Annotated in this window: 3 protein-coding genes; all 3 read right to left on the bottom strand. The window is 63.1% G+C overall.

What is annotated here, in order from left to right; genetic code table 11:
- Positions 1-149 precede the first annotated feature (149 nt).
- The 3 genes from AC0ZWN_RS01380 to AC0ZWN_RS01390 all read right to left on the bottom strand — a co-directional run bounded on the left by AC0ZWN_RS01380 (position 150) and on the right by AC0ZWN_RS01390 (position 15,178).
- Positions 150-12,644, bottom strand: coding sequence for a filamentous haemagglutinin family protein (locus AC0ZWN_RS01380; RefSeq protein WP_476333772.1), 12,495 nt, complete (start codon positions 12,642-12,644; stop codon positions 150-152).
- Between the two features lie 218 nt (positions 12,645-12,862).
- Positions 12,863-13,972, bottom strand: a complete 1,110-nt coding sequence (locus AC0ZWN_RS01385; protein WP_476333773.1) for a substrate-binding domain-containing protein — start codon at positions 13,970-13,972, stop codon at positions 12,863-12,865.
- Positions 13,973-14,068: 96 nt separating this feature from the next.
- Entirely contained in the window at positions 14,069-15,178 is a 1,110-nt protein-coding gene (locus AC0ZWN_RS01390; protein ID WP_099758879.1) for a substrate-binding domain-containing protein, read from the bottom strand.
- Positions 15,179-15,375: the final 197 nt, after the last annotated feature.

The raw sequence follows: 15,375 nt of genomic DNA on the forward strand, positions 1-15,375 counted from the left end.
TGGGAAACACTTGCTGATTGATCCGGTGTCACTTCTGGCCCCTTCGCGAGCAGGCTCGCTCCCACAGGCTCTCCGCGAATTCAAGTGTGTTTGTGCAGACAAAAAAAGGGCGACCAACCGGCCGCCCAAACGTACTGCACGAGAGTCTTTTACAACGTCAGTTGCCCACGCTCCTCCTCGGTCAACTGCTGCTTCGCCTGTTCATCCAGCGCCCCTGCCCCCAACACCTGCACCGGGCTGTTCGGGTTGTAACCCGGGGCCGGTGCGCGGCTGGCGCCATCGCGGGTCGGCGCCAGTTGTTCGTTGCCGAAGCTCAGCACCTGCACGGTAAACACCGACGCCTGATTCTGCCGCGACGCTGCTTGCTGCTGACGCGCGACATCTTCCGCCGCTTGTGTGGCCGACGATGCCGCCGAACTGGCCGAAGTAATCGCCCCGGTGTTCACCGCCGAGACCACCGGCACACCCGTTGCCTTGCCCTGCACCGAGATGTTCGCGGCGTTGACCACCGTCAGCGCGGCGATGTTGACGTTACCCGACACGCGGATCCCCGCCTCACCGGCATCGATGGTGCCCAGCGGCGCGATCAGGTCGATGTCGCCCGGCTTCACTTCGGCGATCGGGTTGAGCGTGGCGATACCGGCGCCGGTGCTCGGCACCGATGGCGACAGGGTGACGTTGCCCCAAGTGTCGTAAACCCGTTTCGGCGGGGTGTAGACCACGGTGGTTTTCGAACCGCGACCGGCGTTGATGTCGCCCTCGGCCGACCAGCCGAGGATTGAGCCGCCGAAGGTGGTCATGATCCGGCTCTGGCCGAGCAGAATGCTGCCCTGCGAATAGAGCTGAATGTTGCCCGAACCCTGGGTGATGATCCCCGCCGTCGATGGCGGCGCCGCACCTTCGATGCCGAACACCTGACCGCCACCGGGGGTGAGCATCTGGATGTCGCCGCCAAACAGCGTCTTGACCCCTGCTCCGCCGTACAGCGTGATGTCGCCGTCGTAGCGGATCGGATTGCCGGCCACATCGGTGCTCGGGAACAACGCCGCGATGGCGTTGCGACCGCGCAAGTAACTGCCTTTGCGCGGGCCGTCGACATCGTTGTATTCCAGGCCGCCGGCACGCAGTTCGGCGAAATACACCTGCCGCGCGAAGATGGCCTGTTCGGTGCCCGGCAGTGCGGCGTAGAACGCCTGTGCCTGTTCGGCGTTACCGCTGAAGCCGTAACCCAAGGTCAGCCAGCTCTGCAATTCGTCCTGGTAACTCTTGACCACTTTGCCCGGTTGCGCGCTGAGGGCTGCGTCCGCGCTCGCCACGTTCTGCGGGTTCAGGTAGCGCGCGATAAACCGCGAATAATCCGGCCCCTGCGCGCCCACGCCGGCCTGCAAGACCACGCTGGCCCCCGGACGCTGATCACCGGCCAGCAACGAGCCAAGGCTGGTGATGCTGGCACGGTCCTCCATCAGGATATTGCGCCCGGCATTGATCTCCAGCGTGCCGGGACCGGCGACGTCGAAGCTGCTGTAAAGGATGTCGCGCCCGGCCGACACTCTCGACACATCCCTCGGGTCGTTATGCACGAACAGGTTGCCGGTGGAGTAAATCGTGTCCTTGGTGGTGCCGACGCCATCTTTCGGCGAAATCGTCGGTTGGCCCAGGTTGGTGCCAGAGGCGACGATGTCGCGACCGGCCATCATCCACACCGGCCCGGCTGCTTCGTACCAGGTTCGCTGCGAATCGCTTGCACGCAGTGACTCGCCACTGCGGATGCCGACCAGATCGCCGGTCAACGCGTAGATTCGCGCCGGCCCCATGACATCGCTGAGGCCGGAGTACGAGTTGCTACCGAAGGCGAACAATGGGAAGCGCAGATTCGGTTCTGCGGCGACACCATCGCTGCCGCTGTTGGAGATGAACGGGGTTTGCGCCGAGTTGCTGGCATAGCCGTTGAATGCCGGCGCAAACGGCGTGGCAATCGCCAGTGGACTGGCCCCGGACTGGTTGATCGCATAGCCGCCGGCATAAATCGAATCACCGGCCAACAGCTCCAGCTGACCTGAAGCCGAAGGCGCCAACAGCAGCGAGTAAGCGGTGGCGGGAGCGGTATTGCCGACGCTGTAAGCCGCCGATGAACCTGCGTAGATCGAGCCTTGACCGGCGACGGCGCGCAGAATCGACGGATAAACAAAACGACTGTCAGTCGGTGAAGTGTTCTGCCCTTTGATGGGCCCGTTGGTGTCCGTCTCGGCCAACTGGGTACTCGGCGTGAGGTTGCCACCCGCCGAGAACAGATCGATGGCCGTGTGCTCGGTCCACAGCGAGAAGCCACTCAAAATCCCGCCCTGGCTGACGTTCCCCGCCTCGTCAAACAGCGGCGTGGCGTTCTGCAAACGCACGCGGCCCGGGTCCGCCGCGCCGCCCAGGACCAGATCGCCACGGGTGTTGATGCGCATGCCCGAATCGCCGGGGATCAGCACCAGCCCGCCGGAGGCATTGCCGGTGGTCGCGGTAAACGGGTCCAGCGCGCGGGTTTCCCGAGCATCATGCAACACGCTGTTGGCGCCATATTGCAGATTGATGCCGCCGACCGCACTGCCACTCACCTGTGCCGCGCCGCGCAGGTTGATCAGCGCGCCTTGCAGATCATGCTTGGGTGGCGTGATCCCATTGTTGCCGGCGCGCGCTTGCAGGGACGGATTGAGCGAACCACCGATGCGAATGTCCATGTCGCCGCCACCGGTCAATTGCAGGCTACCGTCGCTGCCGACACGACCGGTGCTACCCACCGCCACGATCAGGCCCTGGCTGCGTGGGTTGGTCCGCGCATCCCCCATCGGCCTGAGCATGCCGGCATCTTCTCCGGCGCGCAGGCTGATGTTGCCACCGCCCAAAGTGCCAAAACCGGTGAAGCCCACCAGGTACGGCGCCGCGTCCATGTCGGCGTCGGGCAGCGGCTGCGTCGCATAGCTGCCGAAATTGATCCACCAGGCGGTCGGCACGTCATCACTGCCGGTGCCCTGACGCCATAACCAGTTGCCCACCGCCACGCCAGGCACCTGTTCACGGTAACCGCCGGTATTGGCGGTTTTTCGCCCAAGAGTGTCACCGGAGACAGAGCCACCGGCATTGATCGTCAGGTTGCCGCCGAGCTGCGGATACCAGGCTTGATAGAGACTGTCGGTACCACCGTTGACCCATTTTTCCACGTCGCCACCGGCACTGCCCAATACCGAATCCTTGTCCGACAAGCGTCCGCGCATCTGCTTGAAGCGCGGATCGACATCGGCCGACTGGGTGCCAGCGGTGTACACACCAAACGGCGAAGCCATGCTCAAATTGCCGGCAGCGAGCAAATCAAGATCGCCGGTACCGGTACGCAGGACACTGAACATCTGGCTGTGGATGCTGGCGCTTTTCGCCGGATTGCTCTCGACGCACACCTCGGGGTAACTGTCGCACAGCGTCAGGTATTCCTCGGGAATCGGCGCGTAATCCTGAAAGCCGAACTGGTTGCCGGGGGCCCAGGTCCAGCGCGCCATCGGGGCGCAGGCACCGGGATCGGTTTCGCAGAGAATCAGGTATTCCTCGGGCACTGGTTCGAAGGCGGGGAAACCGTACTGGTTGGTTTCCGACCACACCGCGCGTGGATTGCCTTCGGTGATCTTCGCACCGTAATGAGTGTCCGCCAGACGCAAATTGCCCTCGGTGGTGAGCGGTTTCACCGCACGACTATCGGCGGCGGAAAGATCCGCCCCCGCCACCGCGCGGATCGACCACGACGAACTGCCCGACGGCAACATGCTCGCCAGTGCCCAGTTGGCGCCCTGCTGTGTGCCATTGAATCCACGCAACTCGACAAACGCGGCGCCGTCAGCGAGCACCACATTGGTCATCGACGGAATCAACGAACCGCGCAACAGTGCCAGTGAACTGCTCAACATCAAATTCTTGCTGCTGCCAGTGTCGGCATCGAAGGCGCCCGGCAACGGCACACCTTTGGGCCAGTTCATCGCCTTCAACGCGGTGTTGCGATTCAAGCGAATCCCGGCACCCAGTCGGCTGCTGGCCGGCACGGTCAGGTCACTGTCGAGCAGTGTTCCGGCGGCATACAAAAGATTGCCCGAGGCGTCATGCACCGCCCCCGCGAGCACGGTGCCGGCACTGAAGGTGTACGGCGCGGCCAGCTCCACCTGAACCGGCAACAGCGTACCGCTGACCAACGTCGTGTCCTGAATCGGCAAATCGTAATTGAGGGTCACGCCCGACGGGAATTGCGTACCCGGCGCCAGCGTCACCCCGCTCCCCGGTACAACCAGATCGCCGCCGAATGGCTGCACGCCTGGCAACAGTTTCCAGCCAGCGTCGTCGACGGTCTCCGGTGGCGGCGCGAAACCGTCGTTGATGCTGCCGTAAATATCAAGATTGCCGCCGGCACGGATCACCAGGCTGGCGGATTCACCGGAACCGTAGACGCCATCGACTTTGCCCGTGTGCCGATTGAGGCTGGCGTAGCGGTAGCGCGACAGATCGATATCACCCTCCACCACCAGGTCGCCGTCCGCTGTCTTGCTGGCGATCTCCACGCCGGGGCGCAGGTGGAAGGCATCGGCGTAGGTCGCGTTGTTCAGACCCGCCAGCTTGCGTTGCAACAGATCGGCGTTTGTCAGCGCGGCGTCGATGAACGTGGTGTTGTCGCCGTCGATGCGGGTCAACAGCGCCTGATCGATCACCTGATACGGCCGGCCACTTACCGCCGGATCGACACCATCACGCGCATCGGTGTAACGGCGCGTGCCATTGAAGCCGATGGAACGCGCGCCCTGAATATTGACCGTGCCGCTGGCATCGATGGCGATGTCGCCGGCGCCCAGACGCGGCGCGTTGAGCTCCAGGGTGCCGCGCAACATCTGATCATTCTGCCCGGCGAGAAAGCCCGGCACTGCATCGGTGCCATGGCGCAAGTCGATGCGCGTACCGGACGCCAGGGTCAACACCCCGGCCCCGGAATTCAGCTCGACCATGGCCCGGTTTGGCGCGTCGATGATCTTGCCGTAACTGTCGACCCGCAGTACGCGGCCGTGGGCATCGAGCACACTGTCGCCGGCCAGGGTCAGGCCGTTCTGCGCCGCCAGACGAATGCTGCCGACCCGTTCGCCACTGGCATCGATCAAGCCATTGACCGTCAGGCTGCCATTGTCCACCGAGACATTGACCTCGCCGGCCTTGAGCCCGTCACCGATCAACAGATCACCTTGCTTGAGTTGCAGACTGCGACTGCCGAACACTTTGCCTGCGTTCAAGCGTTGGTTGAGTGCCGCGAACTGGGCGCTCGCCTCACCGCCCAGTTGCTGCGCGCGAATGTCCACGCCACCGGCCTTGTACGGCACCAGCGTGCCGCCGGCATCGTAATAACCGCTGCTGGCACCGAGAATCTCGCCCTGCAGATCGACGATGCCGGCATCCGCTGCCAAGGCAACGGCGCTGAGGTTGCCGGCCTGATTGTTTTTCGCCGACAGATCGATGCGCGAGCCAGCGAGCTGGCGTATATCGCCTGCGGCGCTCAACAGCGACACATCGCCTCCCCAGCTGTACTTGCTCACGTCGTTGAACGGCAAAGTGCGTCCGGCCATGTCCAGTTGCGCGCCGCCGGCCAGGGTCAAGTCGTGCTCGGCCTTGGCCGTGAGCTTGCCGCTGGCCAACGCGATGCGGCTGTCGAGCACAATGTCGCGGGCTTGCAGATTGAGTTCTGCGCCGAGGGCATCGGCCACGCCAGCAGCACCGGCACCGCTGAGCGTGAGCCTGTTACCAGCCTTGAGCAGGTTGACCGACGCCGCTTCACCGGTGAGCAACGGTGTGCGCAGCGTGAGATTACCGCCGCTGTAGGCATAGCCTTTGACCGGATCGAAGGCGCCCTGCTGTTGATACACCGCCAGGCTGCCCTTGTGATTGGCGGTGATGCGCTCGCTGGCGCTCAGATTGACGTTGGCAAAACCCAGCGCCAACCGGTTGTTCTGATCGAGGCCGTTGGGTTGTGGCATCGGGCCGTAACCCAATTCGATGCGTTGTGCCTGAATATCCAGCGTGCCGCTACCAGTACCGGCGCCGCCATTGATCACACTGCCCGGATCCTGAGTGGCGCCGTTCCAGATCAGTTGGGCGGTGCGGATCGTCGCCACATCGTCGGCATCGCCCGCGCCGTAAATCGCCGGGGTGGCGAGCACCAGGTTCTGCAATTTGCTCTGACCGGTCTGCGCATCGAACGTATCGAGGGTCACGCTGCCGTACAGATTGAAGGCATCGCGCGTGGTCAGGCTCAGCGTCTCCAGGGCTGGCGCACCAAACTGATTATCGCCGCGCAGCAAACGATCCAGCACATTCTGATTCAACGTCAGACCGGCCGGTACACGATTGCCTGCAGCAGACAACGCTTCGGCACTGCCTGCATTGACCGCCCCCACGGCCAGCGCGAGATGACGCGTGCCGAAACGCACGGCTTCACCGAGTTCGAACTGATTGTCCGTCGCGGCGGTGATGCTGCCGTTCGAATACAGCAGCGCCGGGCTGGCGCACACTGCCGTGGCGCAGCTGCCGATGCGGATGCTGCCGGCCCCGGTGAAACCACCGCCCGTCTCCGGCGCCAGCACATTGGTCCAGCCGTTGGAGACCACGACCACGCTGGACGCGCCTGGCTGATAGATGTACCCGGCGCTCGAGTCATACGCCACGTTGCCACGCCCCAAGGCGTTGATCCCCGCCCCGGCTTCGACGGTGATGCCGCCATTGATCGCGTTACTGCGCAACAACACTTCCGGCGCCGCCAACAGTGCACCGTCACGCAGGACGATGCTCGAGGTGTCACCGGTGAAACCGATGATATTGCCCGCCGTGTTGTAGTTGACGGTGGGCATCGCACCAATGGTCAAACTTGCGGCGTTGAGGTTGTTGAGCGTTTCGGCATACAACGAGATACCGTTGAAGCCCTCGGTCGGCGCCTGCCCGGCCCCGAGGATTTCGAAGCTGCTGCGGGCGTTGCCGCTGCGCACCACCGCCGTACCGACCAGACCACCTTCGGCAGCGCCGAACCGCGCCTGTCCGTTGAACTGCAACGCGATGTCCTGCTCGCCGCCGTCCACCAGGCGCAGGTCGAGGGTCTTGCCATCCTTGGGTGCCAGCGCGCGGGGTACACCACGGCGCGCGGCATCGCTCTGAATGAATTGGCTAAGACTGGTTTCGTTGTACTGCGAGTAACGGCGCAGCACGTCCGCCGAAGTCACGATGATCTGTCGGGGCAAACTGTCGCGCTGCGGGGTATTGGCAATCGACATTTGCCCGCTGCCGGTCCACGAGCCGTTACGCAAGGGCAACGCGCCGCTGGTCGCACCCGGTGCGGCCTGACCGTTGACCTCGACCCGGAAGGCGCCGGGCAGCAAGGCAAACGTCGACGGCAACAATGTGTAAGTACCGGCGGCCAGCCCCGGCACACCGGCGCCAATGGTGATCTGCTGGCCGATCCGTGGATCGACCGCGCCCGCCTCGGCCAACACCGGCGCATAGGCGCTCTGATTACCCGGCATGATCGCGTACACCGGATTGCTGGCCAGCCCCGGCAGGCTGAAGCTGCCGTCCGTGGCATTGCGCACCAGCGGATTGAAACGGGCATCGGTGGAGCCACCGCGCCCGGAAATGAACCCGGCGCCGCGCAGGTCGCCACCACCCGACAAATCGATCACCGCACCACTCTGCACATCAATGAACTGGCTGCTCAGTGACACGCCGGTCGCCTCACCGGTGATGCCGTTCAACACCACCGATTTACCGCCATAGCGATAGTCGATGCCATCCGTGGTTCCGCCATACGGCATGACCAGCCCGGCGCCACTGACCGACGTCAGGCTGCCGGGCAGCAAGCGCACCTCATGGGTGGTGGTGAGCAAGTCATCGCCCAGCACGATCTTGCCCAGCGGCGCACGCAACACGCCGCCCTGTTCGATAGATGCCGCCGACAGCGTCAACTCGCCGAACGCCGAGTACGGTGCGGCCACGGGCGCTGGCCCGTGACCGCTGATCCGCAGGGTGTGATCGGCAACCGTCTGCGCGCCCTGATAACCGACACGCACTTCAGCTTTCACATCACTGGCGGGGTAAATCTGCGCCGCACGCAGGCTCAAATCACCCGGCGTCCACAAACGGCTTTTCTCGGCGCCATCGGTCGGTGCAAGGAAACGCAGATCACCGCTGCTATCGAGGCTGACTTCGGCAAACGCGCGACGGCTGTATTCGGCGGCCGGCGCCTGGAGTTGCGCAATCGAGCCCTGAGTGCCGAACGACAGACCGTTGCTCAGGTCGAGCTGGTTCGCCGTGGCGCTAAAGCGAGCGTCGGAGAGTGTGCCGGTCGGGTTATTCGTCAGGCGCGGGCGCACGGTGCCGACCACGCTGTAATAGCTGCCGACGCCGGACAAGCGCAGATACGGCGCGCTCAAATTGACCCGTGCAGAGCCCTTGGAAGATTCGGCCAGCGACAGCGCCCCGGCATACAGGCTCAGGCTTTGGTTTATCTGCAGGTTGACGTCACCGTCAAACGACAACAGGCCGTTACTCAACAAGCTCAGGTTGTCGAAGCCGCCGGACATCAGGCTGTCGGCATGCAAACGGCCCTGACCGTAACGCCAACCGACGTCACCCTCACCGGGGCGCACGTCAGCAGCGAGCGTCTGCCCGGTCGACGTCTGGTCGATGATCAGCTCTCTTGGTGCGCGCACGTTGTTGTCCGCTGCGTCCGCGTACAACGGCGTTTCCAGCGCGACCTCCAGACGCCCACCGGCCGCACCGATCCCGCCCGCTGCCGCACGCAGAGCACCGTCGATGAACAGGCCGTTATAGGAGCTGATGCCGATGCGTCCGCCGTCAGTTGCCACGCGTGTCAGGCCCTGCCCGGCGATATCCAGCTGCGCCTCGGCACCGGAAGCCTCCAGCCGCGCGCCCTGACGCACAATCACGTAAGCATCGGCGGCGCTGGCGGTGGCGAGTTTCCCGTCGATCTCTCCGCCAAGGATGATGCTGCCGCCCTTGCCGACCTGCCCGTAAGTGCGCCCCAAGGCATCTACCGCGGTGTTCACGCGCCCGGCCACGTCGAGCAGCGCATGCTCACCGATCCAGATCGAGCGGTTGTGCGCATTCGGGTCAGCCACCTGATTGGAGCTGGCCGGTTTGATCGAGCCGAACTGTTGCTGGCGAATATCAACGGTGCCGCCCCAGGCATTGAGTTCACCGTCCACAGTGATCTGCCCGGCGCCGCGCAGCTTGATGCTCTGCCCCGGATCGACGCTGATGCGTGAACCACGGCCGAGGGTCAGGCTGCTGCTGGCCGCATCAATCAGGTTGACCAGGCTGGCCCCGCCTTGCAGCGTCAGGCTGGCACCAGCGCGTTGCGTCAGCACGCCCTGGGTCGGGTTTTCCTGAAACAGTCCCGGCGTCCACAGCTCCAGCGCTGATTGCGGGTCGCCACCGCTGGCCTGATTGGGCGCGGCATCGCCAAAACGATAGACCGGCATGCTCACATCCACGACCGTGTCGTCGGCCACTTGCAGACCGCTCAAGCCGATCAGGTTGTAGGCAGAGAAGCCTTTGTTGAACAGGTCGGCGGACAATTGCAGCGTGGTCTCGCTCAACGACTTGTCGGTCTGGCCGATCAAGATCTGGTTGGCCTGCACGGTCAAGCTGCCGCCGCCCGTTACCCCGTAGCCACGCAATTGGCCATCGAGGGTCAAATGCGACTGGCCTGGGGCAGAAATCGCACTGGACTCCAGCGTCAGATCACCGCCCTTGCCGCCACGGGTCTTGCCGTTGGCCAGGATGGCGCCGCCGGACGAAACGTCGAGCAGGCTGCCGGCGCCGATATCGATGTCACCGCTGCTGCGAATCGACAGCAACCCTCCGTTCAGATACGCCAGACTCGCGCCATCGTCCGCCTGGGAGCGCAAGTTGCTCCACAATCCGCGAGTGTCGAGCCGTACGCCTTTTGCCACCGTCACTTGCGTTGGTTGGCCGGTTTTCGCCGCCAGCCGGGTGTCGCTGCTCTCGGTGCCGCTGAACTGATTGAGTACGTTGCCCAAATGCAGACTGCCACTGCGCGCGGTCAGGTCGCCAGCGATCTGCACATCCGGCGCGTACAAGGTGATGTCGCCACCGGCGTCGACGCTGAGCGCGCCCTCCACGACCACCTGATCTTTGGCCGCGACCTTGAGCGCGCCGAGACGGAAGCTGTCGAGCTGCTGGTTATCGAGAAACAGCTTGCCTTTGCGCGCATCCGCGACGGCGCCGGCCAGTTCCTGATCACTGCCGGCGAGCGGACGTTCGCCGCCAATCTGCACCTGATCCAGCAACGGATTGAGCGCATACAACACCCCGCCCGCTGCCGCCACATACGCCGGGTCATAACTGCCGACAATCAATTGCGCGCGGCGTGCCAGTGCGGTCTGGCTCTGCTCATAACCGTCGAGCACCGGCTTCGGCGCCTGGTTCTGCCGCTCGCCCTGATACACCTCGCCGAGCATCTGCCCGTCGAGCGCGGCGTTGGCCGTGGCAATCACCAGTTGCCCGGCGTCACGGCCCACGGTGTAACCCGACTCGAAACGCGAACGCGGGGCAATCAGCGGGTTGTAGAAATAGCGGGTCTGGCCCCAGCGTTCGCTACTGTCCTCGAAACCTTTGTACAGTCCGGTGTAAAGCACATCACCCGGCGCACGCGACACTTCATACAGCTTGCCGTCCGCACCGCGCAGCCAGCTCTGGCGGATTTCGCCGCTTTGCACATCCAGGGTGCCGCCGGACAAATTGATCAACGAGCCCTTCTCGGTGACCACATCGTTGCCGGCAAAGCTCACCGTACCGCCCTGCGCCATCCACTCGCCGACGCTGTGCGCCTGGGTGCCGAGATAACCGCCGACTTCAAGCAATCCGCCAGCGGTGTACCAGCGATCCGTGGCATAACCGTTGGTGCCCGCCGGCACGTAAACCAGCTCACGCACATCGACCCAGATATCGTTACTGTTGAGCGCGCCTTTGTCGCGGTTGACCGACGCGTCGCGCTGCTCGTTGCCTTGCACGTTGATCTTGATGTTGTTGTTTTCCATCGCCACTTTGACGCCGAGGGCACCGGAAACATCGATCATTGCCCCGTCGCGCACCAGGCTGCGACGCTGCGTCGTCACCGCCACTTGCCCGCCGGTGGCGAGGGTGATCGAACCGTTCTGGAACTCGACACTGCCGCCGCTCTGTATCTCGATGCGCGACTGATCGCCACGAATCCGGTTGTTCGCATTGACCGCACTGAGGGCAGCCTGATGCTGACTGTCGAGTGCGGTCAGATCGCTGCTGTCGAGCATGATCGCCGTGGCACTGCCCTGCGCCAGGGTGACACTGCCGCCGCTGTCGCTCGCGGGGTTGGACAAGTGAATCGTGCCGCGAGACGCCACCGACGTACTGGCGAGCAATACGCCGTTCTGCACGACTTCATGGCCGGTCAACGTGATGTCGCCGGTAGATGACTGGATCAAGCCGTTGTTGCTGACCTTGCCGCTGACGTTGCCGGCCTTGAAGCCCGGCGTGACTTCGTTGCCGAACGTGGTCGACAGCGCATTGCCCTCGGTGCCCGCGCCTTTGCGGATGTAGAAGCGGTCACCGGCGCCGAGCACGGTCTGGCCCTTGGCGGTGCTGATATTGCCATCGTTCTGCACTTCGCTGCCGAGCAGCAAGGCATAACCACCGGCATCGGTCGACGTCGCCGGTTTGTGCGTCGTGATGCTCGCGCCGCGCTCCACCAACACCTTGCCGGCGGCATCGGTGAAGGTCGGCTGAGTGGCGCTGCTGTCGAAATACAGGCCACGGTCGCGGAACTGGATATCGGTGATGTTGGCAGCCGCGGCCACCAGGTTGCGTACATTGACCTGACTGCTGCCACTGAAGACGATGCCGTTGCGGTTGATCAGCATTACCGTGCCGTCGCCCTTGATCTGGCCCTGAATCTGACTGGCCCGTGCGTTCGGGTCGTTGACCCGGTTGAGCACCGCCCAGTTCGCCTGCTGGGCGAACTCAACGCTGGTGTTGCGCCCGACGTTGAAGGTTTCCCAGTTGAGGATGGCCTTGTCGGCGGTCTGCTCGATCTTCACCGTGGTCTTGCCGTCGGCCTGGGTTTGCTGCGGGCCTTTGGCGTTCTGCCAACCTTGGGTGAGGCTGTTATCGACCTTCAGACCGCCCTCGCCCAGACCGTCCGGGACAAACTGCACCGAACCCAGCGCAGCGGCACGACCGGCCGCCTGAGCCGCCTGCTGCGCGGCAATCGCGGCGACCGTGTTGTTCAAGGTCTGGATCGAGCGCTGCAATTGCTGATTGGCTTTTTGCTGCTGCGCCAGGGGTGGCGTCATCCCCGGCAAGCCGCCAGTGCTCGGCCGTGCGGCAGCGGCTTGCTGCGCGGCACCCTTGGCGGCGAACCAGTTGGAGCTGAACGCCGTTGCCGCGTGCGCATTGCCCGCCACCAGACACAACGCCACCGCTTGCGCCAGCGGTTTGAGCAACCACAGCGCCGGCTCCACGGCTTCACGTTTGAACGACTGGACGTTGGTACGACGGGATGGGCGAGCGAGCATCACTACGAGATCCTTTTTGGTTGCCACACTTTGGTTGCCACACATGCCGCAGGCGTGGAAAAACCTGCTGTTACGTCATAGGCAGTTGGCGGCGGTCGCGACCGAACGGATGTCACACAAACTTCATGTTGGGGGAGTATTCGCGCCGGGCCGTTCTGCGCCTTCAAAAAAAATGGCAGCCCTATATGGGGCTGCCATCGGTTTGGCGGCAGTCACTTTTAAAGAGGACGACCGATGCCGTTGCACACGGCCGGGTTGTTGATGTCGAGGTTGTTGCCGGTGGTGTTGGTGATGAAGTTGGCAGTGACGGCGTTTTTCCAGCTCAGTGGCATCACCAGTAACTTGTGCGCCACCACCGCGGCATTGTTGCCAGGATTGCTGTAGTGGGTGGTCAGGAAGGCACGAATCTCGTTGGCCACGTTGGCATCCCTGTAGCACTGCCCGATGATCAAATTGCTGTAGGCGACCATTTTGTAGCCGTTGACAGGGTTCGCCACCACGGGCGACCAATTGGCGGGATTGGCTGCCTGAGACGCTGACGCCGGTGGCGCAACCGACGACAGTCCGAGCGCGACGTTGATCAGGGTTGGCAACACACCATTAAGACGCGCAACGACAGTGTTATCGCTCACCAGTACACCGTCCGGGCCGGAGTAACCGATTGAGCCGTCGACCTGATTGATCGTAGGCAGGACATCACTGTCGCTCGACACGCCGACCCAGTTGCTCGGCACTGTCGAACCTGACGGCTGGCGCGCCGCAGTGAACAGGGAATTGGTCGAGAACTTAACCGGGCAAACAGAGTTGAGATGGCGAGTGAGGATTTCCGAGGTGCCGCTGGCGTTGTTCCGGTAGACCACGCGAATCGGCGTGGTGTCGGCAGTGCCCATTAGATTGCCCCACGTTGTGACCTCACCCGACAGCGCGCTGCACAACTGACTGCTGGTCAGGTTGAGATTGCTGATACCGCTTTTCTTATAGGACACTACGATTGCAGTGCCCAAGGATGGCAGTTGAATCAGCGGACCATAACTGGCGTAAAAAGCGCTCTGGTATTGGCTGATTTCGCTTGCCGTCAGGATCGAATCGCTGCCAGTGAAATGCACAGTGCCTGTAGTACCGAACGGCGCAGCGTTGTTGCTCAAAAACGCCACTTTGCCTGCCCCGCTGCCAACACCGGCGTAGCTGAAACTGGCGGGCAAAATGCTGTTGGCCGAGCCCTTGTACAGCGCGGCAGGCAACGTCGCCCCGCCACCGGTCACCGCCAACGCGTGACCCGACATCAGCGCCGCCGACAGCAGCGCAACCTTTGCAATGTGTTTGTACATGTTCAATCTCCTTATCGAATGCCCCGTAAACCGGGAGGCAAAAAAAATGGCAACCCCGAGGGGCTGCCATTCGTGTTGCGGTGTGAATCGGGCGCCTTACAAAGGACGACCGATGGTGTTGCAAACGCTGGTGTTGTTGATGTTCAGGTTGTAACCGGTAGCGTTGGAAACGAAGGTCTCATACACCTTGGTTTTCCAGGCCGATGGCACAGTCACGAAACCGTGGTTCTTGACGGCCAGGTCGTTGGTGGTGGTGTTGTAGTGAGTGGTCAGGAACGCCTTCACGTCGTTGGCCACGGCTGCATCCTTGTAGCACTGACCGACGATGAGGTTGGTGTAGGCAGCCAGTTTGTAACCGATGGCCGGGTTAGCCACCACTGGCGACCAGCGAGTCGGGTCAGCGGCCAGAGCAGCGGTCGCCGGTGGAGTTACCGAAGCCAGTGCCAGGGCAACGTTGGCCGAGGTTGGCTGTACGTTGTTGATGCGCGAAACCAGGGCGTTGCTGGTGGCGTCCACACCGTCCGGACCGACATAACCGAGCGAACCATCAACGGCTGCAACGGTAGGCGCCACGTCAGCAGTGCCAGCGACGCCGACCCAGTTCGACGGCAGGGTCGAACCGGCTGGACGGGCGTTGACGAACGTCGAGTTGGTGGTGAACTTGGTTGGGCACACAGCGTTCAGGTGACGGGTGAGGATTTCCGAAGTGCCGCTGGAAACGTTGCGATAAACGATGCGGATCGGCGTGGTGTCAGCAGTGCCCAGCAGGCCGCCCCAAGTGGTCACGGTGCCCGAAAAGGCGTCGCACAGTTGCGCGCTGGTCAGGTTCAGAGCGGTCTGACCGGATTTTTTGTAAGGGATGGCAACCGAAGTGGCCACCGACGGCAGTTGGATCAGCGGACCGTACGAAGCACCGAAAGCGCTGTTGTAGGTGCTGATGTCCGAAGCGCTGAGTACCGAGTCGCTACCGGCGAAGTGCACGGTGCCGGTGGCGCCAAAGCCAGTGGCAACGTTGGTCAGGAACGCCGTTTTACCAGCACCGCTACCTACAGCGGCGTAGGAGAAGTTGGCTGGCAGGATGCTGTCGGCAGAGCCTTTGTACAGAGCGGCAGGCAGCGTTGCACCACCACCGGTAACGGCCATGGCTTGAGCGGAAGCCAGAGCGGCGACGGTCAGGGAAGCTGCGATCAGAGTGCGCTTGAACATGAAGAATCTCCTTTTCAACTAGGTTTGGGAACACAGGTTTTCGGGTGACTTGCATGACACTGGGAGGACTCACCGGGGCCCTCGCTAGCGTTGGCCTTGGTTAAGTCGCACTGAGAAATTCGCAGTTTCCGGTGACAGATAAAGGAAAAAACCTCGGGAGCTGAGAGCTGTTTCCGAAGGGATTTTCTCGGGTGTTT

Source organism: Pseudomonas sp. 3B-A001-10F (assembly GCF_056313565.1).